General features: G+C 45.4%; 29 protein-coding genes. 4 read left to right on the top strand and 25 right to left on the bottom strand.

Going from position 1 to position 22017, the window contains the following annotated elements:
• Window positions 1-148 precede the first annotated feature (148 nt).
• The 24 genes from OCV27_RS05355 to OCV27_RS05245 all read right to left on the bottom strand — a co-directional run bounded on the left by OCV27_RS05355 (window position 149) and on the right by OCV27_RS05245 (window position 17455).
• Complete coding sequence (locus OCV27_RS05355) at window positions 149-1789, bottom strand: hypothetical protein (protein WP_125322006.1); 1641 nt, start codon at window positions 1787-1789, stop codon at window positions 149-151.
• Entirely contained in the window at window positions 1786-2259 is a 474-nt protein-coding gene (locus OCV27_RS05350) for a baseplate complex protein (protein WP_125322008.1), read from the bottom strand. Before OCV27_RS05350 ends, OCV27_RS05355 begins: the two co-directional genes overlap by 4 nt.
• Window positions 2253-3140 carry a hypothetical protein gene (locus OCV27_RS05345; protein ID WP_125322009.1) on the bottom strand — a complete coding sequence of 296 codons (888 nt, stop codon included), beginning with the start codon at window positions 3138-3140 and terminating at the stop codon, window positions 2253-2255. The genes OCV27_RS05350 and OCV27_RS05345 overlap by 7 nt, the downstream gene beginning before the upstream one ends.
• A gap of 3 nt (window positions 3141-3143) precedes the next feature.
• A complete protein-coding gene (locus OCV27_RS05340) occupies window positions 3144-3695 on the bottom strand; it encodes a hypothetical protein (RefSeq protein WP_125322011.1) in 552 nt (183 codons plus the stop codon).
• A 14-nt stretch (window positions 3696-3709) separates the two neighbouring features.
• Window positions 3710-5269 (bottom strand): phage tail-collar fiber domain-containing protein, encoded by a 1560-nt coding sequence (locus OCV27_RS05335; RefSeq protein ID WP_125322013.1) that lies wholly within the window; start codon window positions 5267-5269, stop codon window positions 3710-3712.
• A gap of 37 nt (window positions 5270-5306) precedes the next feature.
• A complete protein-coding gene (locus OCV27_RS05330) occupies window positions 5307-5969 on the bottom strand; it encodes a phage tail protein (protein WP_125322015.1) in 663 nt (220 codons plus the stop codon).
• Window positions 5970-5975: 6 nt separating this feature from the next.
• Window positions 5976-7166, bottom strand: coding sequence for a baseplate J/gp47 family protein (locus OCV27_RS05325; RefSeq protein WP_125322017.1), 1191 nt, complete (start codon window positions 7164-7166; stop codon window positions 5976-5978).
• A complete protein-coding gene (locus tag OCV27_RS05320) occupies window positions 7163-7504 on the bottom strand; it encodes a DUF2590 family protein (protein ID WP_125322019.1) in 342 nt (113 codons plus the stop codon). The genes OCV27_RS05325 and OCV27_RS05320 overlap by 4 nt, the downstream gene beginning before the upstream one ends.
• Window positions 7491-9482: a phage tail tape measure protein gene (locus OCV27_RS05315; protein ID WP_125322021.1), complete on the bottom strand. Its 1992-nt coding sequence runs from the start codon at window positions 9480-9482 to the stop codon at window positions 7491-7493. Before OCV27_RS05315 ends, OCV27_RS05320 begins: the two co-directional genes overlap by 14 nt.
• A 15-nt stretch (window positions 9483-9497) precedes the next feature.
• The gene (locus OCV27_RS20850; RefSeq protein ID WP_420919474.1) at window positions 9498-9587 is read right to left on the bottom strand and encodes a DUF6890 family protein; all 90 of its coding nucleotides are present in this window, start codon (window positions 9585-9587) and stop codon (window positions 9498-9500) included.
• Between the two features lie 95 nt (window positions 9588-9682).
• A complete protein-coding gene (locus tag OCV27_RS05310) occupies window positions 9683-9964 on the bottom strand; it encodes a putative phage tail assembly chaperone (protein ID WP_125322023.1) in 282 nt (93 codons plus the stop codon).
• Window positions 9957-10202: an Rz1-like lysis system protein LysC gene (gene lysC / locus OCV27_RS05305; protein ID WP_125322057.1), complete on the bottom strand. Its 246-nt coding sequence runs from the start codon at window positions 10200-10202 to the stop codon at window positions 9957-9959. The genes OCV27_RS05310 and lysC overlap by 8 nt, the downstream gene beginning before the upstream one ends.
• Window positions 10171-10536: a hypothetical protein gene (locus tag OCV27_RS05300; protein ID WP_245986765.1), complete on the bottom strand. Its 366-nt coding sequence runs from the start codon at window positions 10534-10536 to the stop codon at window positions 10171-10173. The genes lysC and OCV27_RS05300 overlap by 32 nt, the downstream gene beginning before the upstream one ends.
• The gene (locus OCV27_RS05295; RefSeq protein ID WP_125322025.1) at window positions 10496-11095 is read right to left on the bottom strand and encodes a lysozyme; all 600 of its coding nucleotides are present in this window, start codon (window positions 11093-11095) and stop codon (window positions 10496-10498) included. The genes OCV27_RS05300 and OCV27_RS05295 overlap by 41 nt, the downstream gene beginning before the upstream one ends.
• Entirely contained in the window at window positions 11082-11291 is a 210-nt protein-coding gene (locus OCV27_RS05290) for an HP1 family phage holin (RefSeq protein ID WP_125322027.1), read from the bottom strand. The genes OCV27_RS05295 and OCV27_RS05290 overlap by 14 nt, the downstream gene beginning before the upstream one ends.
• Window positions 11292-11295: 4 nt before the next feature.
• Window positions 11296-11502: a TraR/DksA C4-type zinc finger protein gene (locus OCV27_RS05285; RefSeq protein ID WP_125322029.1), complete on the bottom strand. Its 207-nt coding sequence runs from the start codon at window positions 11500-11502 to the stop codon at window positions 11296-11298.
• A gap of 21 nt (window positions 11503-11523) precedes the next feature.
• Window positions 11524-11976, bottom strand: coding sequence for a phage protein (locus tag OCV27_RS05280; RefSeq protein WP_125322031.1), 453 nt, complete (start codon window positions 11974-11976; stop codon window positions 11524-11526).
• 3 nt (window positions 11977-11979) lie between these two features.
• On the bottom strand, window positions 11980-13113 hold the full coding sequence (locus OCV27_RS05275) for a DUF2586 domain-containing protein (protein ID WP_125322033.1): 1134 nt from the start codon (window positions 13111-13113) through the stop codon (window positions 11980-11982).
• 22 nt (window positions 13114-13135) lie between these two features.
• Window positions 13136-13789 (bottom strand): phage virion morphogenesis protein, encoded by a 654-nt coding sequence (locus OCV27_RS05270; RefSeq protein ID WP_125322035.1) that lies wholly within the window; start codon window positions 13787-13789, stop codon window positions 13136-13138.
• Complete coding sequence (locus tag OCV27_RS05265; protein ID WP_125322037.1) at window positions 13782-14270, bottom strand: phage tail protein; 489 nt, start codon at window positions 14268-14270, stop codon at window positions 13782-13784. Before OCV27_RS05265 ends, OCV27_RS05270 begins: the two co-directional genes overlap by 8 nt.
• On the bottom strand, window positions 14267-14731 hold the full coding sequence (locus OCV27_RS05260; protein WP_125322039.1) for a head completion/stabilization protein: 465 nt from the start codon (window positions 14729-14731) through the stop codon (window positions 14267-14269). The genes OCV27_RS05265 and OCV27_RS05260 overlap by 4 nt, the downstream gene beginning before the upstream one ends.
• A gap of 108 nt (window positions 14732-14839) precedes the next feature.
• Window positions 14840-15556: a phage terminase small subunit gene (gene gpM / locus OCV27_RS05255; RefSeq protein ID WP_125322042.1), complete on the bottom strand. Its 717-nt coding sequence runs from the start codon at window positions 15554-15556 to the stop codon at window positions 14840-14842.
• 10 nt (window positions 15557-15566) lie between these two features.
• The gene (locus OCV27_RS05250) at window positions 15567-16577 is read right to left on the bottom strand and encodes a phage major capsid protein, P2 family (RefSeq protein ID WP_125322044.1); all 1011 of its coding nucleotides are present in this window, start codon (window positions 16575-16577) and stop codon (window positions 15567-15569) included.
• Window positions 16577-17455 carry a GPO family capsid scaffolding protein gene (locus OCV27_RS05245; protein WP_125322047.1) on the bottom strand — a complete coding sequence of 293 codons (879 nt, stop codon included), beginning with the start codon at window positions 17453-17455 and terminating at the stop codon, window positions 16577-16579. Before OCV27_RS05245 ends, OCV27_RS05250 begins: the two co-directional genes overlap by 1 nt.
• A gap of 176 nt (window positions 17456-17631) precedes the next feature.
• On the opposite strand from OCV27_RS05245, the gene OCV27_RS05240 reads away from it, so the two are divergent.
• The 3 genes from OCV27_RS05240 to OCV27_RS20845 all read left to right on the top strand — a co-directional run bounded on the left by OCV27_RS05240 (window position 17632) and on the right by OCV27_RS20845 (window position 20968).
• Window positions 17632-19419 (top strand): terminase large subunit domain-containing protein, encoded by a 1788-nt coding sequence (locus OCV27_RS05240; RefSeq protein WP_125322050.1) that lies wholly within the window; start codon window positions 17632-17634, stop codon window positions 19417-19419.
• A complete protein-coding gene (locus OCV27_RS05235; RefSeq protein WP_125322052.1) occupies window positions 19416-20450 on the top strand; it encodes a phage portal protein in 1035 nt (344 codons plus the stop codon). The genes OCV27_RS05240 and OCV27_RS05235 overlap by 4 nt, the downstream gene beginning before the upstream one ends.
• Window positions 20451-20515: 65 nt before the next feature.
• Complete coding sequence (locus OCV27_RS20845) at window positions 20516-20968, top strand: ogr/Delta-like zinc finger family protein (protein ID WP_125322054.1); 453 nt, start codon at window positions 20516-20518, stop codon at window positions 20966-20968.
• Between the two features lie 4 nt (window positions 20969-20972).
• On the opposite strand, the gene OCV27_RS05220 is transcribed toward OCV27_RS20845, so the two are convergent.
• Window positions 20973-21149: a hypothetical protein gene (locus OCV27_RS05220; RefSeq protein WP_185759797.1), complete on the bottom strand. Its 177-nt coding sequence runs from the start codon at window positions 21147-21149 to the stop codon at window positions 20973-20975.
• Window positions 21150-21391: 242 nt separating this feature from the next.
• On the opposite strand from OCV27_RS05220, the gene OCV27_RS05215 reads away from it, so the two are divergent.
• Window positions 21392-21715, top strand: coding sequence for a helix-turn-helix domain-containing protein (locus OCV27_RS05215; RefSeq protein ID WP_125320390.1), 324 nt, complete (start codon window positions 21392-21394; stop codon window positions 21713-21715).
• The last annotated feature ends 302 nt before the right edge of the window (window positions 21716-22017 follow it).

Below are 22017 nucleotides of genomic sequence, written 5' to 3'. Positions count from 1 at the left end.
GAGAGTGCGGATTTTGTCATCCGGCCGTTGTGTTTCGTGGCTCTGTGGTCGCTGTTTGACCCGTAGTAATGTTGTTCTGGTTTTGCCTTGATGCAGACATAAAGAAACGCAGCCGTTTGGCTGCGTTGATTGTGGGCGTTTCTGTGGGCTAACTTGTTTGTGTAATTGGGTCGAGTCGCCCTTTAAGGTTGGAACTATCCGAGCCATGCCCACTAATGGCACTCGCTTGAACTGGTGCTTTAGTTGTTGCCGGGCCAGCTACGACACCACTATGCGTATGAGTCGCCAATGTGTCGGCAAGTTCTTTCACTACCTGCATAAGTTCAGACAATAGAATCAAGACGTTCTCTTGCTTCGATCCAACCCACGTTTTTGGTGACTGCAGCCATTGGTTATCAGCAGCAATACTTCGGCGAACTTTGCCGATAGTCTCCACCAATTCGCCAGCAGTAGCGGTTTGCATGTTGCCCAAGCTGCCTAGCACAATGTCATCACCTGCAATTAGGTTAATTGCGCCGAGTGCTTCAATAAGCTTTTTGCCGATCACTTCTTCAATGCTGTGTTCATCAACCAAAATATGGTGCTGACCAAAGTCACCACGGTAGCGTTCTACTTGGTCTAGCTTTTCGAATGCTTTTTGGCTTTGCGTTTGGTCGGTCTGCTGGGTTGTATTTCCTGCGGCATCAATTCGGTTGCTAACCTCTTCACGTTGCTGATGCAGTTGTTCTCCCGGCTCAATCGACGGCAACGCATATTCACGGCCATAAACACCACGAATAATAGGTCGGTCATTCCGACCATAGGCGAAAGCGATTTCAACTAATGTTCCCTCTAGAGGGTAAGACAGCAATCCAGATTCATGCCCACTCATGTGAACAGGCAATGGAATCGAACGATAGACAGGCACATTAATGTCTGGGTTTAAGTTTTCATCGAGTACCTGAACATCTACCGCAAACCTTGGGCGGAATGGGTCAGCAACTTGCCCGGCCGTCGCTGTGTCTCTTACTACCTCAACACGGCCAAACTTAGGCAAATGAAAGCCTGCTGCCAACTCAGGGAAGTTCTGCAGCGTTTCACGTTTCTTTGGTGACACTTCTGATTGCCCTGTCTTCCAATAAGCGGTCATTTCATCTTGAATCAAATCAACTCGATTAACTCGCTTGTCGTTCATGACTCTGCCCGGCCTTAGCATAGGAAACGGAACAAAGGTGACACTGTTACCACTTTGGCGACTGGTGAACTCTTCCGGTATCGGCATAGGTTTATTGTCGAAGTGACTATCTTGATACGAACCGAAGTACACGACCTGATCAGTATGTTGGAACCAAACACAATCAGGAATAGAAAACGCCTTTGCGATTTGCTCTAAGCACTGATAGCCAGTTCCTTGGCAAACAAAGTTTGGAATCGTGGTTTTGATGTAATCCGCATCAGGCAAATTAAATTCAAGTCCTGTCAAATCTGAAAGAACATCGATCACCTGCTCAGCGGTTGGGTGCTCTAGGCTAACCGCCCAACGTTTTGACAAAATGCCAGCCAGTTCTTTGACCGTAATTTTATGATAGCCATTAGCTGCAGGTTGCACTTTGTCGATATACCCCTCAAACCATGGGGCGGTTTTGTTCTCATAACCAATATCTAAACGTACAGACGCAAACTGCTCTGGCTTTTCTTTGGTTTCAACTTCGAAGATTGCAACACTGCCTAGTGATAGCTTTAGGCTTACCATGTTGCTTACCAGTTTTACTTCTTCACCACTGATAAACAGGCGTTTTTCTAGCTTCATTGCGTTGCTTCCTCTGCGTTATTCAGTGCCTGTTTTAGTCGTGTGTTTTCTCGCTGTTCTGGTTTGGTTTTCTCTTTGGCACGTTGTTCTTTTTGCTCTGCCACACTGTTGTGCTCTCGCAACTCAAAAGAGACGTTCCAAGCCTGCAAAGTTTCATGCTCTCTCGCATTGATACGGCCAGTGAATTTCACGTTGCGAATCTTGAGTGCTAACGCAATATCATTACCAATCCGATAAACCTTGCGTGTATTGGTTTCGTCTTTGTCCGATGCAAGCGAGTACAACTGAGTTAGCGTTTCTACATGTGTGAAAGGCACACGGCCACTAAAGGTCAGTTTCTTACCTTTATCGCCTTGCTCTGCCGTATCGGTACCCGATGATTGACCGCTCATGTCTTGGTCTTTTAACTCCATCGACATTTCAACTTTCATCGAGTCTAAGTTAACCGGCACACCATCGAGAGCTAACATAGCAACTCCTCAAAAAAGGTCATTGGTTCATGGCTAAGCAATAGACTCGCCACGGTGAATTGATGATTGTTTGGCGTATCTGCTTGGCTAATCTGCGTTGCGATACTTTCAGCACTCCCAGTAACAGAAAAAGCGTAAACACTACCTTTTAGGCTTTTCAGTGCATTTATCTGGGTTTTGACATCACTCAGCTTACTGGCTCGTTTTGCTGCCAGTGCCTGCAATTTACCGATCACGTTGCTTGCATCATCAGCTAACGATTCTAGTGTGGCGATTTGTGCCCCCTGCCAATGCAAAGCTTCATGCAATGGGTTGGCATTGAGTTTCGCCATAGGTTTAAAACGAGGTTGGACTATTGCAGCAGCTTGGTGAAGCTTATCGGTATCATTAGTCACTAGCGCCTGTGTTTGCCTAGCCACCTGATACCAATCTGGCAAAGGAAACACGGAAACAAGATCCGCCAACTGATTAGCGGACTGTGATAACTGTGAAGCGGTCACCATAAGCGCGACACAATGAAGATTACCATTTGGTCGGTACTTATCAGCATGATCACGGAGTTTGCCAGATAGCACTTTGACTACTGCCTGCGGGTTCAGGTAACAACCCGAATCCAACTTGGTACCAACTTGAAACTGGTAAGGTGTGGCGGTTAGTACAGTGCCCGTTCTTAACAAAGATTCAAGATCACCACGCAATCCAATTAACGCACTCGCTTCTTCACTTAAAGAGTGACGTCTATAACTGGCGTCACTTTCAAGGTTAGTTAAGCGGCTAACTGCATCATTCATCGTTGTGCCGATTTGGTCTGTTACCTGCTCGGCACTAGTTTGAATTGCTTGTGAACTACTAGGCCAACTAAGTGGGGATTGTTTCCACATACATTAGACCTCTGGCGGAGTCGGCCAAGGGTGTTCAGCTTGGATTAGCTCTACTGCAGCATCAGCTTGCTGTCTAAACGCTGCCGCTTCATCAACTAAGCCTTTCGACTCTTTGCGCCATGCTTCCATGTATAGAGGATCGCTGACTTCACGGTAAGCTGCACGACGAGCACTATCCACTTGGTCGTATTCAACAATGTATTTATTGCTCTGGTTTGTTACCCAAGCGTCATTAATACGCTCATCAAATGCAGTTAACGGCTTATCTGGCGTAAAACCCTCTCTAATTGGCCCTAGTTCAGAAACCACTTCCGACTTAGTACAATCTGATTCATCATAAATCGTCGTTCCACGGTTATCTTCAGTGTATTCTGAGCTGGCTAGACCTAAATCATCAACAATAGCGACAACAGCAAAGCCTTGTTTGGGTGGTAATGGTTCAGACTGCAAAGCATCTCGTGGTATATGGTAAATACCGCCGCGATAATCTGCATTAACATGTGGTAGAATTTCTCTTGTTTGCTTGTCTATTGGATAGTAAATTTTATCTTTCATACTCACACCTTAACTTAAATCGCTATTGCCATTGGGCGAGCTACGTTTCTGGGACGTACGGTGCACCAAAAAAGTGGATTATGGACAAGAGTTTCTTGGCCTATAGGGTCATATTGAATTCCAGTGTCAAAATCTGCTTCACTTTCGTAAACGGGATCACCAAACACCCTATTAATATTGTGTATAGTGTGACCGTTCATGCTAGACACATCACCCAACTCGCCCGTTATCTTCGTGCCAGCTTGATATGACGATATTTGACGATCATTATCAACCCCTCGCCCTTGGTCGAGTACACGCAAGAACTCACCACGAATTTCACCCGTGTTGATATAAGACACGCCTTCACGCTCAAATACTAACGATTTATATCTGCGAGCCAAACGCCAATAAACCGCTATTGGTAAATCCACATTAATTTCCATCACTGCCCACTCTGGAGCTAAAGTATCCAGCCAAAAAAATGGCATACCTACCTGATCACCAGTATACGGCACCCAATAAAACGGCTTGCTGCTGTCTAACCAACCCACATGACGGTTAGCCTCTAGTAGTGGTGACTTGCCTGCTAGCGATTCAACATTTGAATACCATTGCCAATAACTCAACTCGCCCGTTACTTGGTCTTTGGTGTAACATATCTCCCCAGCTGAATAGGTACGCTCTTGGTCATATGGTAAAAACTGCACAATGCTCGCTTGGGTGTATTGTGAGTGAGGATTACTATCTGCCACGTGCTCATCCAAACCACCTTTAACCCGCCAATCAACCACTGAACCATCTGCATTAAGTCCGGCCAGTTTTGCGATATAATGCTGATCACCGTTACCGTCGACATAATCGTTTATCTCAGTTTCAGAAACTTCAATCGTTACTTTGTTTTCCCATACCGACAGCGCGGTACCTTGGCGAACGACATCCACATACAAACCGTTTGGCTTAGTCGCGATGGTTTGAATAACTTCACCAGTTAACACACCACGCAAACCACCGACATAAACAACACCAGGAGTCACTTTGTATTTGTTCGGGTCAGCTTGTTGGGTTACGTCGAACCCATCAACAAAAGCCGTGTGACCGTAGTTATCTAAGCAGGCCAAACGGTGGTCTTCTTCGATACCTTTCAAACGTGCTTGATAGTCAATCTGCCAAGTCGAAGCATCAACAGTCATTCCAGCGATTTGCGCGGCTCCGTCATAGGCTTGCACCAATGACTTAGTGCTAGCCATACCGTTTTCTTTGGTTTCTTCGGCCTTGTGCACCACCATCCCGCAAGAATTCGGCACATTCTTGTCACGTAGATAAATCGCATTAAAGGTGAACTCTGCAACGGTACCGGGGATCACAACTGAATACGCCAGTGCGTTGTCACCAAGTTTACCCACTTGGTCGATATCTTGTTGGTGAACCCATAGCGAAACATCAGGCAAACCATTTTCACGGTTAATTGGTTGACTTGGGTCTAGCCCCGGAATGTGCGCAAAAATCATTTCGTTCATGTCTGGCGCATCACCGACACTAATCTGATTTTGCAAGTAACGCTCAAACTCGAGCGGGATTGCCGTTTGGCTCATTGGGTACCTCCCAGATACCTGTACAAATGTTTACCAACTAAAGGCTGGCAATGAATACTTGTTGTTGATGTTCAACTGGCTGTGGTTTCACGTTCATTTCAACGGCTTGCTTAGTCTCTGCTAGAAACGAGCTGAAATTGTGTGAGAACTCACCACTGGCAACGGTTAAGATCGTTGGGAACGTCACTTGAAAACGGTAGCGGCGACACGTCCGGCCATACTGTTCAATCAGTGTTTGAACCAACTTGGTGTTATTGGAAATATCACCGTCTGTTAGTTCAATGGTGCAAACATCCCACTGCACTGCATCTTCACGTTCTTTAAACTCAACGATACCAATGCCCAACCTTTCAAAAATTCGCTTAAACCCTGCAACGCTGCCTGCGTCTTTGGCATTCACGGCAGCGTATTTCACTCGCTTACGAAACAGCGAAAGCGGTTCACCCTCAAAGCGTTTGATGTCTCTATCCCAAGCCATTAGCTCCAAGGTGTTTTCGCTACATGTCAGCGCATCCATTTGGCGAAGAGGGAACAACAGCCAACCCCAAACCATTTGGAAGAATGCAAACACGCCTTTTGATAGAAAATGCGGTTCTTTGACTTCTTCCGATGTGGTGCTGCCGTCTTGCCACCATGGAATAACCGTTTCCGGTAACTCTGGTGCATGTTGCTCTTGGTTGTAGCTTTGAGGTTCAGACATGGCTTACTACCTTACCGTTAGCGTTTCCAAACGTGGCTGCTCTAGGTCGCTGATAATGTCCTCTTGAACCTTTCCGCCTACAGTGAACTTTACCGATTCAACCTGCGCCATATTGGTGTGAATTTCAGTACCAAGCAAAGAAAGGCTAAAGCGGCTTTCTGGTTTTGCGCGGGTCATTTCTGGATAAGCTGCAGTCTCACGAAATGCTGCCCTGATACGGTCTTCGACTTCCAGCAGCTCGTTAACTTTGGTTGCTTCGTCTAAGTTCGCCACCAAAACAACATCGGCGATCACATCGTGCTCAGTATCTGGAATTGCTTTACAAGTCAGCACATCACCATGGCCGTGATGCCCTTTAGCCATAATGTGATCATTTAACTGGTCAAGAACGGGCTGCGGTGTTGCTCCGACTTCCATCAAGATCAATGCTTCTGCAGTGCCCGGCGTCACTTCACCTGTATTATTGAAATAGATGTTATCGCTACGAATCCCGGCAACACTGGAAATAATGGAGCGGTAAACATCGTCAATATGCCATTCACCCGAACTGGTGAAAGCGTTCTGAATACGCAATGCCAGTTCTTCTTCACTTTCAGCGTCTGCACCCAATTTGGTTATCCAGTCGGGTTCGTTAACCGCATCGACAATGCCCGGAATCTCTTCTGGAATGATATTGAAGTAACCTGCAGGTAAGTTAAAAGCTGCGCCTGCTTCGAATGCTTCAACCAGCACTTTGCCCGTTAGCTGCCCCGCATCAATCACTGTTTCAGCAAGCACACGAACCTTATACACCACACCATCAATTGGCAGGGTTTGAATCACCTTACCCGCTTCTATCGTGACAGCATCAGCAACGTTCGCCTTAGTTAAGGTAATATTGCCTTGTGTTTTCTCTGCGTCTTTCGGCTCGATGTCATGTTCCCAAGCTTTCAGCTCTAAAGCCCAACGCTCTGCAGTTGCCACAAACATATTTGGCATGACGTGTTCTGCTAGTAGTGTTCTGATCAGCCACACACATGGTGTAACTACAGCAGCACGAACCCATCGCCAAAACGGTGACATTTCAGAGTCATTAGATACCTTGCTGCCAGCTCCCACGACTTCTTGTTTTAGCTTGGCTTCGAATTCATCTTCGGTAACAGGCACACCCGATTCACTTAGAATCTCAACAAAGTCTGCGTTTGGTCGTTTACTCATGCCCCGTTATCTCCTACAGAAAGTTCTAGATCACCATATTCATAAGCGGTTGCGGTTAAGGTGATTTCACCCGCTTCTAACTCTGTTGCGGTTGCAGTACCGGGAACGACTCTCACATCACACTCGGCTAACTGCTCTATCTGCACCATCACATCAGCGCGTAACGCTGGGTTACGTTCAGCAACCAATTGACGGGCCAAACCCGACTCCATAATGGCGTGCTTAATATCTTGTGCGATGCTGTATAAATCGCTGCATTCGGCAGGCTGTTGACCTGCGTCCATATCCCAGCCACCGTCAATCACTTTAATATCGATGTATCGTTTAAGCTCCGACATTTAATTCATCAAACTCCGCTAGTTGGTCTGGCGTTGGCATTTGTTGTGTATGCACGTTGATGTCACCATTAAACTGATTAACTTTGTCTCCGCCCTTGGTATTGGAAGAGTGCAAGTTGCTCACGATTTGTTGGTTTAGCTTCGGTTGATTGCTTGGTTGGTTCCAAGATGAAACACTACCTTTCGAAAGTGGCAATGCTTCACTATGCTCTGCTGTTTCCTGAGCCACTTTAACGGCCTGATCAACACTAGAGTCCAATTCAATGTCTACACCCGGAATTTTGTTCAATAGATTGATAAACTGGTCTATTGCAGTCATGACCAGTTCAATAGGCATTAGCAATCCTCTAAAGATGGAACCAACAACTAAACCAACAAGCTCCCCTGCTGCCGCAAAACCTGATAGGCTTTCTGACGCTGCATCAATTGGTGTTAACAGTTGAATAAGCCAGTTAAATGTCCAAGCGACTGCATCACCAATTAAGCCAAATAAACTCAGTAGAGGCTGAAATAATTCAACCACACCAGACGCTTCAACAAACCCATCAATAAACCCAGATAGGAATGCAGCGATATAATCCTTGAATACCCAAATAGCGGCGGCAGCGGCAGCGATACCAGCAACCAGCCATGTAATTGGATTCGCCCAAAAAGCAGCGTTGAGCAACCATGTTTTAATGCTCAACATCTGCATGCTAAGAGATAGCAACTTTGTTAAGCCTAAAAGAGAATTCATTGTAATAGCCCAACCTGCTGACATCATTTGAGCGACCCCCATAGCTAGCGATAGTATTGCAACTACACCACCAAGGGATAAGCCTGCAATTGCCACATAACCCAAGATTTCAGCAAGCCACGGAAATTCATCAGTCCATCCTGTGATGTACACCATCCCATCAGCCATTGAACCCACAATGGCATTGATTGACGGAAGAATGGCACCAAAAACTGCAGCACGAACGGCAAACCATGAGGCTTCAAGCCGCTCCCATTGGTCGGTCATTGCACTTGCCATTTCTTCGGCTTTTGACATGCCTTGAACATGGCCTAACTGATCAATGTTGTTACTTAGTTGCTCTGTTTTTGGCAATAGGTTTTGAATTAACTTAACCGCTTCTTCTGAACCAAAGGCGTCTTTTAAAACCGCATATTGGCTTGCTTCACCCATATGCCCGATAGCTCCATCCAGTTTGGATAGAATATCGACCATTGGTAATAAACGGCCCTCACTATCAGTAAATGAAAGTCCTAATTTGTCTTGAGCTTTCACCGCTCCACCTAGAAATGCCGTGTATTTCGTTGCGGCTTCACTTCCTCCCATAGTGGCTTGAAGTGTACCTAAGACTGCCATTTGTTCCGCGACATCAGCACCCATAGCAGTAGCCGAAGAACCCAAGGCACTAAAAGCTTGAGCCATTTTAGAACCATCGGTTTTAAACATTTGAACGGCTGTTGCTGTCATCCCTGAGATTTGTTCAACCCATTCCCCCTTACCCATTTCAGTAGCTGACTGCTCGAATATCCCGTACATGGTGCCCATGTAACTGGTAATTGTGGTTGTGTCTGCTTTGGTTGCTGCCGCAAGCACACCCGAAGCTTTAGTGAACTGAGAAAGTTCATCACCGTTTAGCCCAGCAATCGCAGATTGAATATCATAGGATGCAGCTACAAAATCTGCCGCCGACTTACCATATTCAGCAGCAAAGTCTAAAGCCGTTGCTTGCAACTGTGTTAACGCATCATCAGTGACATCAAGTGATTTGACCTCACCTAGTTTTCTGTCCATTTCAATGGCAGGCATTAACGCATTTTGGATAGCGAAGCCAGCAGCTACCAAACCTGCGCCACCTGTCGCCATGTTCTGCATGCCTTGTTTTCCTGCTTCCATGGAAGATTGCACTTCTTTGGTAATGCCTTGCAGTGGTTTGGTTATTTGGTCAACCAGTGCCACATGCATTAATAGCTTTTCCATACTCATTGCGTAATGCTTACCTTAGTTGTTGAACAATCGGCTAATTGCGCTCATTACTGCTCGCTCGCTGCGTTCGAACTGGTGTTTATCCAGCCAGATAGCGCGGCTCAAACTTTGTTCGTCGTCTGGTTCATTGGGTAGAAAATGACGACGCAGGGCAAAGGCTTGTTCAAGTGGGTTATCTTCAATCCGCTTTGCCCTGTCAGTTATTTTTTTAGTGATATTTCAATGCCACCTTTAGAGGCATTACTCACCGTTGCGAATAGCTCGATGGTTAAACCGGGAACGCTATCAAGCAACTCGATCAGCGCATCTTTCTGCTCTGGTTTAACAGTGCGAGTCAAATACGTGTATGCAGGAGCCACTTTGTTATTCGGCATCATGTCATTGGTATGATTGTTCGCATCTTGCACCGTTGGGGTGAATTCGAAATCATTACCACCGATAGCCACGACTACAGGTTTTGATGTGAAAGCAGGTTTAGTCATTTTCTTCTCTCTTGGTTTTTGCGTGCTTGGCACGCCATTGCAAATAATCTTCGGCCTGCTGTGCGCATTTACTCAGGGCCGCTTTTAATTTGGGTACATCTTCACTAGCAGTTCTTAACGGGCTAGTACCTTGAATTTCTGGTTTATGACACGGAACAATCAGCCCAGCAGGGGGTAACTTGACGACGACTTGAGTTGCAACCAACTCAGTACGGTTCGCGCAACCTGTTAGCAACATCACTAGGCCAAGGCTTTTGATAACATTCATCATCGGCCAATTGACGTCGAAGCATTTCAATGTCTTCATTGAGCTTTCCCTCTATAGTGCTGTGCAGCCTTGTTCTATCTACCAGTAACTGGTTTGCATCACTGTTTTCTTGGGTGAGCGTGTCAATGCTGGCTTGGCTAACTTGATTCGTTGATAAGGCATTATCTAAACGAGCCCTTAAAGCGGCCTGCTCTGACTTACTTGCTTTCAACATTAACCACATCGACACCATGGCAACACCCGCTACAGCAATAACTAGCCACTTAACCCATTTGATGCTTTTGAATGGAAAGGCAGCGATCATGCTCTTTATCCCTACGGTCAATTAAACCTTTCAACTTCACACCACCGCCATAAACCCACCTTGGCAACTCATGACAGGCTTTCGTAAAGTCACCCTGTTTGATGAAGCGATAAATCTGCGTTTCACTACCATCACGATTTCGCATAAATCGAGTACAACCAGTGTTAAAGCTAAAAGAAGTGAATGCATCGAACTGACCTTGTGACATCTGTTTGCCAGAATCTGCCTCTGCACGACTGATGCATTGTTCAGCTTGCTGCAAGTTCTTCACCCAGTCGGTTGCTATTTGCTCTAACGACACCACTTCGTTATTCACACCATGAGTGTTACCAATGCCATTCGTTGCCAGTCCTGCTGGGCATGTGTACGGGTCTTGTCTGCAACCCTCGGCATTACCGATAATGTCCAAACCAATAGGGCTCGTTCTTAGCTCCCCAACTTGTGCACCTGCAATGGTCACGGTGCCCGTTGGGAGCTCTGAACTGTTCAGTGTCACACCACCTGTCACCAAACCGATCACAGCTGCGACAGAACAAATAATGCGTTTAGTCTGTTTCATTGAGTGCCACTCCTTTTTCGCTTGCAATACGCTGCATCGCTCGTTTATGCCAGTAATTCAACCCTAGAGCTGCCAGACCAATGACAAGCGATAAGATGAAGTACCACTGTTCAAATGTAAGTTTGCTGATAGTCATACCTGCCAATGACATTAGGTAAGCAATTCCGCTGGTTATTTTGTCGTACCAGTCTTTCATTCCGTTACTCCCGCTCTGCTTGGCAATATGCACAGTAACGACACCCCGCTATAGCAACTCGACGCGCTTCTGGGATTTCATCGCCACACTCGTAGCACTCTTTCGCACTTTCTTGTTGGCCTGTCTGCACTGACCGTTTAAGTTGGCTTGCAATAGCCATTTCGGTGAATTTGGCTTCATTACTACTGGCATGGTCGATAAAATCCGGCATTCGTTATCTCTCTGGTTAGGCTTAAAGCAGACCGCGTGTGTCGTCTGAACTCAGGTATGAAATAGCATTGATGCGGACAAAGTGCGGACTCGTTACAAAACCTTTCAGTTTGCGTTTGGTCTTATCACTGCTGTTAGGATCGACACTTAGTAGATCAGAGATTTGAAGCTTCACACCGAACAACTCAACTTTGTCTTCATCGTCACCTGTATTTGCATAGAACATGCAATCGTGAGGCTTGATACCGCGCCAGCTACCTGCTTCACGTGCTTTTTGCTGCAACTTGCGGAAGTTGTTTAAATCCAACTCATATTCCACATCACAGCTAACCGCACCATGAGTAAAGCCCGTTGGAATCCCACGCTCTTTATCAACGGCTGATTCATCATTGATGGTTGCAGTTGCCGATTCCACATGAACCAGAACACCCAGCATGTTTACGTCGAAGCTTCGACCTGTATAACGAGAAGTCATTTATTACTCTCCTAGACGTTGGTTAAGCATGATGCCGATTGTGATTTTCACTGGGCACTCATAAGGTGTAACAGCTAGCAGAATTTCGACTTCTTCACTGTTAATCCAAGTGATGGTGATGTCTTCATCTTGTGGCGGTTTGATTTCACCGGGGAACTCGTAATCACCAATTTTCGTTACTACCGCCATTTCGCGCAGGTCTTGGGTAAAGTAGAGTTTTGCGCTTGCTTCACTGCCCGGCGTTGAATTGAACTCACGATCAGCGATTCGAGCAATCGCACGTACACGAACTTTACGGGCAGCTTTCATCGCAACACGGATATGGCGAATATCTTGAAAGTCACCACCCGGAACATCCAAAGTACGGCCCGTTGTCCAGTACTGCCCCGGATAATCTGGATACCACATTGGAACCGCAATTCGGGCGGCTTCCAGTGCTTTAAGGGTTGCCAACTCCAACGGCTTGCCGTCTTTATCCGTTGCCAAAGTCATGCTACCCAGTACGCTGCCTGTTTTGACTCGTGCAGGGGAATCAGCAATAGACACTTCTTGGTTTGCTAAACGCCCAGCGTAAATACCTACTGTTGAGTTTTCTTTGTGAACTTGAGGAACAACGGTGATGTACTCACTTGCGATGCTTGTTGGTACCGCGACTGTTGCTGCCAACCACTCCGCGCATGTTTCACCCGTCACCGAATCATCATTGATACCTGGCAAGGTGCAGATCATGAATACTTCACGGCCTAACTTGTTTTTCAATTCAGTGCGGAAAGCAACAGCATCTTCAAGAGTCGATGTGCCTGTATCTGGCTTATCAAGCACAACGGCTTCAAAGCTTGATGTTTCATTGGCTTTAAACACTGCGGCTTGCCAACTGTCTGCGGGGTCTAAGACGATCACACCTGCAGTCCAGTTCTGTTTCCCGTTTAACTGGGCAGCTTTTAGCGTAAGCATGTGCACAGGGTCGATGTTATCGAACGTGCTGTCTGCAAAATCCGTGGTGTTGTCCACCATAATTAGGTTGCGCTCTGTTCCTGCGACTGTGCCGTACACAACAAACAGAAAGTGAAATTCAACGCCCGGAATCGGTCCGCGCATCATGTTCAGAATGTTAATAATGACGGTAGGCCATGCCATGTTTAGTTGCTCCTGTTTCAATTCAACTCTTTCGTTTAAGTTCGCGTTTGATAATCATTGCCACTCGCTTGGGACTAACTCCTATCAATCGACGTTCTGGGGACTCTATTTCCCACTTGCGAGCTGGCGTTTTGTTTTCCAGATCACTTATCAATTTTGCGGCTTCGGCTATGGTCATATTCTGAGTAATGAATTTGAGCGTTGGCTTTCTGCCTCTCTTCTGCCTACCTTGGGGCGGAAGTCTGTAACCTAAATCACGTAGCTCTTTTGCTTGGCCTCTCGTAGCTGAGTCAGTTTTCTTCGGTTCTTTCTTTTGCTTCGCCTGAACAAAACGCGCTTTTAAGCTACTTTCTTCGTTTTCACCCGAATGGTGCTTTGCGGCAACGTAACCAGAAAAACCGGGCCAACCGATATAAACGGTTCGGTTATTATCACGCTGAAAATATTTAATCTTCCTAGCGAGTTTTTTGAACATCTTTGCGCGACCACGTTTGCGCTTCTTCCAACGATGCCCCTCAGGGTCTTGTTGATTACGCATGTTTTGTTGCGTATTTTTTTTTGTGTATCGCCCTATCTGAGCAAGTACTCTTTTACGGCTCTTTTTATCGAGCATGATTAGCTCTAGCTGTTCTTTAACTCGCAGATAACTGCGCTTATCAGCTTTAACTTCAAACATTGCGGATAACTACATTTGATAGCCTTTCCGCCTGCCAAATCTCGTACTCTTCAATCTTCCAGCGTTGACCATTCCAATAGATTGGCCCGTCTAGGTCAGCAGTCACTTTGACTGGTTCTTCAAACATCACTGAGATCAGCACTTCGGCATTTTTCTCATCTTCCAGCACTACATCTACGTCTGGGTCGTCTAAGTCTTCAATGTGGAAACGGTCAGAGTCGTTATCCATCAACCAAGCCCCAACGTTCGCAAACAGCACCGCAGGGTCGTATTCTTTGAAAGGGAACTTATCGAAGTAGAAATCAGTAACATAACGTTGATAAAGCAGATCAAAACCATGGCCCATGTGCTTGGTTTCGAGTTTCAACTCAACCTTGCCCATTTCACATTCCATGCGCTTGGCTATCTTGTCGCCCACAACGCTGATTAAAAATGCGTTTAGGTCACGCAGCTTATAGCCTGCTTGGTACTGCGTACTCATAGCAAATCCACCGATGAACGGTTTAGCCCTTTCATGTTTCGAATAATGCGCTGACTTTCTGAAAGTAGTTCAGTGCGAACCTCGGTGCTTCTGTCTGCCATGTGATCGCCTTTGTCCTTGGTGTGAACAGTTGCAATGTCTGGCAGTAAGTCAGCTTTGGCTCTCGCAAACACTGCTGATTCGTATTGATATACAACACGGTTTTTACCAAGCATCTCCGGAAAAGCAGGAACATCGCCAGCAGTTGCATGCCCCTCTTCCTGATACTTAGCTTTTAAGTCTTCAAGTTGCTGATTAACTTCCGAAACAGCATTAACCAAAGCAATAGCGATACGTTCTGAGTCTTGAGCTGCAGGAATACCGCGACGTTTTTCAAAGTCACCTGCATTGATGTTCGGCCAAAAACCGTCATTGGTGATTTCTGTCGCTTGGTAATCCGAACCGGAAGATCCCGTAAACATCGTTATTCCTCTTTAAATAAGTGAGCCTCTAGCCACTGGGTCGACGGTATTGAGTTAACCTATTGGCACTCTTACCTCACCAGCCGAGGCTCGGCGGCGTAGGAGTCTTTACAAATTCTTGCCATCTTTAATGGCGCGAATACGCTGCTCGATTTGACCAATCTTGGTTTTCACACCCACTTTGTCGTACTTGTCGTGAGCGTGTTGCAGTAGCACCAAAGCTTTTTCTAGTGTTTCCAAACACCCGATAGCCGTTGGTTGTGGTTGGCCCTCTTCATTTCGAATAAGGTATAAGCCCGCGAATCGGTACCACTTGGCATGAACTTCTTCATGCAATCGCCACTCTTTTTCGACCTTTTCAAACACCTTCCTGAAATAAGGTTCAATTGAATGACCACGGCTAGATTCTTTTTCTGCCCACTCAAGCACTGCATCAGCGCAGACAGTCGGCCAATCACGGCGGAAGTTATCCGGTGTAGGCAAATCCAGCTCGATAGCTTTCAAACACCAATCAATAGCGGTTTCCATGTCGTTGACATCGAACAGCCAGATCACCATGTTGGTAAAGATTGGGTTTTCGAATACTTCGCCTTTTGCCAGGTAAGCTTCCACGTACGGTTTGTACTTAGGCACTAAAACTTCTCGCTTATGCTTCACTTTGTCTTCGATAGCATTGAGCTGTTTTAGGTACTTACGGTCTTCTTCAAAGTCGATCAGCTTGATGTGCAGGCTTTCGGTATCTGCACCGGAAATCATTTCCGATGCAGACTGGTTAGCTTGCTTTTCAAGCATTTGTTTACGCTGTCTTGCTAATGGGCTAACCATGTTTCACCCCTTATGCTGCTGGCGCAGGGTCAACAACAGTGACAGCTTCGATTGCAGCGAACTTTTTAAGGTTGCCCACTGCGTAACCCTCCATACGAATATGGTTAGATTCGAAACGTAGCTCATCGTCATTGTTTTTCTGGCGACGCTGTTGTGTGTTTGCTTGGGTAAGAACTTGGAGGTTCTTCGTATTTGTCACCCACACTTGGTCAGCAGGGAAGAACGGAGGCGTATAAGCTTTTTTGGCTGCAATGGTTTTTGCAAGAGCTTGTGCCGCTTTATGTTCTGTCGGTGAGTTTGCCGCTTCTAGCAAACGATGTTGTTCAGCCGCGACCAAATCAGAACCAACCAACACGACAAGATCAGGGTCTTGCCGATGTTCTGGGGCAATCGTTGTGTTGATTAAGTCTTGTACCAACGAATCAAGGTTTTTGTACGAATCCGCTGCCGCACCAGTAGGGTCTAGCTTCGCAGATGCCAAAACTTGACTAGCTTTCTTCTCTTTAACGACTGTAAGCCAACCCTTGTTTACGTCTTGGCCTAGTGGATTAGCTACTGGGTTAGTAGGCGTTGCGATTGATGTACCGTTGAAACCTACACGGAGAATATCCAATGCAAACACACGAGAAATCGCGTTTAGCATTAGTTTCAACCATTCGCCTTTCTTCCCTGAGTTCGCCCATTGGGTCATTGTTTCCCAAAGAATATGAGCACCAGAATCCGTTTTAGTCAGTTCGTAGGTATTACCACTTTGGCCCATTTCACGACTGAAACGACCTGATGAAGTACGACCTGTAGAAAGACCATCATTACCAACATCTACCACTTGACCTTTAATCTGCTGCACAGGTAGCAGAGAAATCATGTTTAAGAACTCATGAGACTCTAGGATTGCCTGACGTAGAGCAGTTTCCATCGGTGGTGTGATGTTAAACGTTCCATAAGGGACGTCTAAACCAGCGGCTTGAGCTACGGATAAACTAAACTCCGCTAAGTATTTCGTTGAAACAGCATTCAGCATTAAAATACTCCTTCCATTTTGTCACTCGCACCCTCACCACCCGGCTCTTGTCCCGGCACTTCTTGTGAAAGTTTGTTAAATTTCGATACCAAACCGTTCACTGTTTCTACTAGTGGGTTTAGCTTGTCATCCAAAGCTGCAGAGAACTGTTCAACAGTTTCCCCTGTATTTACTTCCGGCTCTGGCTCTGGTTTTGGGTTTTGCTGCGAAAACTCTTGTTTGAGTTCATCTTTCAGCTCGGTTTTTAAGGCACTAAATTTTTTATCAAATAGTGCTTCTAGTTGCTCTGGAGTCACGTCAATGTCCTCTGGTTCAGGCTCTACAGGTGTAATTTCTGGCAGTGCCCCGCCAGATTGGAAATGTTTTGCCAAATCTGAGAAAAACTTAGAGATAGGATTTGTTGTGAAGCATTCGGACACGTCTAACTCTTCAAGTTCACTACATTCAATCTTGGTCACTTCACCTTGCTTGCGTGAGAACTCAAGGCGGTCTGTTCCTGTAGATGCTGGGGAGTCAGTCACAGCTAGGCCCATCAGGTAACATCGCCCCTCGCCCTTGTAATCAGGATTAGGCTCAATAGATGTAAATAGCTTTTGTCCATCTTGGTTAGCATCAAGCAAATATTGGTTTGGTGTAATCTTGGCGAATAGTCTCAACTTGCCGTCTTTCTTTTCGGCTTTTAGTTCTTCAACTACACCCCAGTTTTTACCCTCAAACACATTCCAGTGAGAACGAGCGTGTTCAGGCCAGATCATCGCGGTGTACTCAGAAGTTGAATACAGCGATGCCATGTCTTTAATCCATGCTGCAGTTATTTGGCGACCATCTACAGTAGCCCCCTCAGTTGCAACAATTTTCCAATCACTGGTTTTGCTCATGTTTGTCGTTTGCCTAGTTAAATCACGTCAAATAAATCTCGGTCACGGCAAACAATACGCCTTTGAATGGGTGGTTTCAGCCACTTCAATTCCTAGAAATTCGGATTTAGCCCATATCCGAATTCATCCGAATTTTAGTTAGTCATTTGCGAGATTTCAGGGCGTATGATGCGCTTATGGCATATTCTCCCGAAGTACGACAAGCCGCCCGAGCACTCTATTTGAAAGCTTGGACGCCACGTGAAATCGCTACCGAACTGAACCTGAATAATGAGCGCATCATTTACTACTGGGCAGATAAATTCGGTTGGCGCGATATGTTGCGTGAACAAACTATTGATGAAGCAATAGCAAACCGCATTCAAACGCTGCTCGAATTGGAAGACCCAAGCAAAAACCAGCTAGACATGCTCGATAGGCTTATCAAGCATCACGCAGCTTTGAAGAAACAAAGGGCACAAGAAAAGCAGCAAGGTGAACAGCCTCTAAATGCTGGCAACAAAACACACGAGAACAAAAGTAACCGTGGTGTTCAGCAATCTGGCAGCAACTCAAAATCGATTAAGAAACGTAAAGGCAAAAAGAATGACATTAGCGAACTGAGTGAAGAAGACTTTGCCACATGGCACGATTCGCTTTTCGCCTATCAACATGTAATGCGCAACAACATCAAACAGCGTATTCGAAACATTCTTAAATCCCGCCAGATTGGTGCAACCTACTATTTCAGTGGTGAAGCTTTAGAAGATGCGATTCTGACTGGTGACAACCAAATCTTTTTGTCAGCGTCACGCGCTCAAGCGGAAGTTTTTCGCAGCTACATCATTGCTATTGCAAAAGAGTTCTTAGACATAGAGCTGACCGGGAACCCGATCATTCTCTCTAATGGTGCTGAACTTCGTTTTTTATCAACCAACAGCAAAACCGCGCAAAGTTACCACGGCCATGTTTATGTTGATGAATACTTCTGGATCCCGAAGTTTGACGAACTAAACAAACTCGCTTCGGCAATGGCTACCCATAAAAAATGGCGTAAAACCTACTTTTCGACACCATCATCGAAAATGCACCAGGCATACCCATTTTGGACGGGCGATCAATGGCGAAAAGGCAGAGATTCACGCGCTAAGATTGAGTTTCCAACGTTCGATGAATACCGCGATGGAGGTGTGCTTTGTCCCGATAAGCAGTGGCGTTATGTCGTTACTATTGAAGATGCTGCAGCAGGCGGTTGTGAACTATTTGATATTGAAGAACTGCAGGACGAATACAGTAAAGACGATTTCGACAACCTGTTTATGTGTGTCTTCGTCGACGGCTCTTTGTCTGTATTCAAATTCTCTGACCTCGAAAAAGGTATGATTGACTCTGCCCACTGGCAGGACTTTAAACCGAAAACAAAATCACCGTTTGCTGGGCGTGAAGTATGGCTGGGCTATGACCCAAGCCGAACACGTGACAATGCTTGCTTAGTAGTCATAGCCCCGCCTGCAGTTGCAGGTGAGAAATTCCGTGTTTTAGAAAAACACTACTGGAAAGGCCTTAACTTCCAGTACCACGTAAGTGAAATTGAAAAGGTATTTAAACGCTATAAAGTCACTTACATAGGCGTTGACACTACGGGGATTGGCGGCGGTGTTTGGGACTTAATCAAGAAAAAACACCCACGAGAAGCCCACGCCATACATTACAGCAACGAAAACAAAAATCGCCTTGTGATGAAGATGATCGACATTGTAGAGGCCAAGCGACTGCAATTCGATGCTGAACACAAAGACATTGCCATGGCATTTATGGCTATTAAGCGAGTACCAACCAATAGCGGTAACGCTATGACCTTTAAAGCAGAGCGAAGTGAGACAACAGGCCACGCCGATGCGTTTTGGGCTATTTCACACGCCATCATTAACGAACCGTTAGATCACGGTACTCCAACCAAATCAACTTGGGCCACTGCAGCATGACCGACACAACAGAAACACTAGTTAAGCAAGAAGAACAACATGCAGAGTCTGTTTATCACATTGACTCTTCGCCAGAAGCAATCGACTCAACCAGTTGGATGACGTCTTACTCTGAATTGTTCTATAACGACTCCGACGACTATTGGGAACCGCCAATCTCACGACAAGGTTTGGCAGAGACTTCACGCGCAAACGCCTATCATGGTTCACTTTTAAAGGCTCGTGCAAACTATGTTGCTGCTCGTTTCACCACTGGCGGAGGTGCTAGACGTCGGCAGATTCAATCTTTTTGCAATAACTACTTCACTTTTGGTGACGCTGCTTTTTTAAAAATCCGCGATCACTTCAAGCGTGTTATTCGTTTGTTCCCTTTACCAACGATGTACTTACGCCGACGTAAAAACGGTGACTTTGTTCTACTTGAGCGTGACAACAAGCAACGTGCCTATAAGGCGAATGACATTATTTTCTTACCCCAAGAAGACTTACAACAACAGATTTATGGCTTACCTGACTATTTGGGCAGCTTACAAAGCAGTTTACTAAACAAAGACGCCACACTATTTCGTCGCCGATACTACAAGAACGGTGCTCATATGGGTTTTATCTTCTATGCGACTGACCCAAACTTGAGTGATAATGACGAAAAGATGTTGAAAGATAAGATCGCCAGATCTAAAGGCGTTGGTAACTTCCGCAGTATGTTCGTCAATATTCCCGGTGGTGCAGAGAAAGGTATTCAGCTAATCCCTGTAGGTGACATTGCAACGAAAGATGAATTCGAACGCATCAAGAATATTACAGCGCAAGACATCTTAGTGGGGCATCGTTTCCCAGTTGGTAAAGCTGGCATTATTCCACAAGGGACAACCAGCTTAGGCGACCCGATCAAGATTGGTAGTGAATACGCCAAAGACGAGATCATACCCGTATGCGAACTGATTATGGATGAAGTGAACAACGACCCGGAAATCAGAAACATAAAAAGCCTACATCTAAAGTTTGATGTTACTACCGAGGAAAACTCATAAACCTGTACAAAAACACAGCCATTGACGTAATATTATGCTGTCAGTCAGTTAAGTTAGGTCAATGTATGCGAGTTTATTGCAAATGTAGTGAACGCGCGATTGTAAGTAGAAGCATCGCTAAAGATGCCAATTGCGCAGATTTATCTTGTTCCTGTTCTAACCCAGAATGTGGGCATACCTTTGTGAGTTCTATCGGCTATCGCCACTCACTCAAACAGTCAAAGCTTCATTTCGGAATTGGTGCGACTAGTAAGCCGTCTTTATTTGGTAGTCGCATTACTTGCGGTTGTGGCGAACGGGCGGTGATTAATAAAACCAACCGCCTATCGAACGACTGTGCAGATTTGTATTGTGAGTGTAAGAACCCAGCGTGTGAACATCAGTTTGTAATGTCTTTGTATTTTAGTCACACCCTAAGCCCATCATCAAAAGATACTAAAGAGTTGGCTGATTGTTTAGTCAGGGTGCTTAAGCCCGATCACCGTGACCACCTAAAACAGCAACTCGCTTTGTTCTGATGCGTTAGTTTCTAAAATCACATTTAAAATTATGGGTAACTTTTAGCTGCCCTTTTTTGTGAGCAATAATCAAAGAAATTAGAAATATACAGATATCTTGGGTTTCTTCATGATTCCCGCTAGTGTCCTCAGCCAAAGCGCATAAAACAAACGCCTCCGCATTATTATGAAGTTCAGACATTAAGCCTCCTGACTGATGTGATTTACTGTATATTAATACAGTACTTTTTATGTAACAAATTTATTATGAGTGTTTGTCGTCTATAATTTTATGTAATGCGACATTAGCCCATGGATTGCCCGCGCATACTACATAAGAGGCACACTGGGTAATTTTAACTAGATCACTATTATTTCAACGCTCGTCACTGTTGGCCTTTTTGACCCTTGAATCAGTCAAATTTGACTTACAAAAAGGTTAATATGTCATCAGTTAATAACGAAAATGATCCGATAATAGAGTATTTAGTCCATCTAAGGGTGTCCAAGCGAGTTACCCAACAGCAGATATCTGATGCTACTGGAATTAAGCTTTCGACTTATCAGCGTCTCGAACGAGGCGAGAGAGATCCCAAGCTGAGCGAGTTAAAAAGCCTGTTTAAATACTATGAAGTAACTTGGTTGGATTTTGCTTGGGTAGAACTGGGCAAAAGACAGGCACATGATGCTGACTTGGCTGCAGCTATGAAGCAGTTACCCGAGCATATCCGCAAGCCAATTATTGATTTGATTAGGGCTGTTAGTTAGCCACTAATCAATTGCGCTCAGTGAGTTCTTTAGAGCAATCTGAAATGCCTATCTTACGCAATACATCTCTGTGTTGCTCACCAAAGACCTGAGAAACTAGTCTAGATGTAGGAACAAGCTCACCTGAGTGTTCTAAAGATAAGAAGAGTTTAAAGTAACTAGAATTTGATTGGTCATGGTGATTTAAGAATAATTTTGTAAATCACCACTCAGAGGTTTCTAATCATTCAGTACTGAGTGTTGCCAGTACACTAGAAGGCTAGCCGAGATGAACTATAATAATCAACAACTCATAAGAATAT

Origin of the sequence: Vibrio pectenicida, assembly GCA_024347015.1 — a bacterium.
GTDB lineage: Bacteria > Pseudomonadota > Gammaproteobacteria > Enterobacterales > Vibrionaceae > Vibrio > Vibrio pectenicida.
The sequence above is the reverse complement of the archived record's forward strand: the minus strand, read 5'-3'. Positions and strand labels throughout refer to the sequence as shown.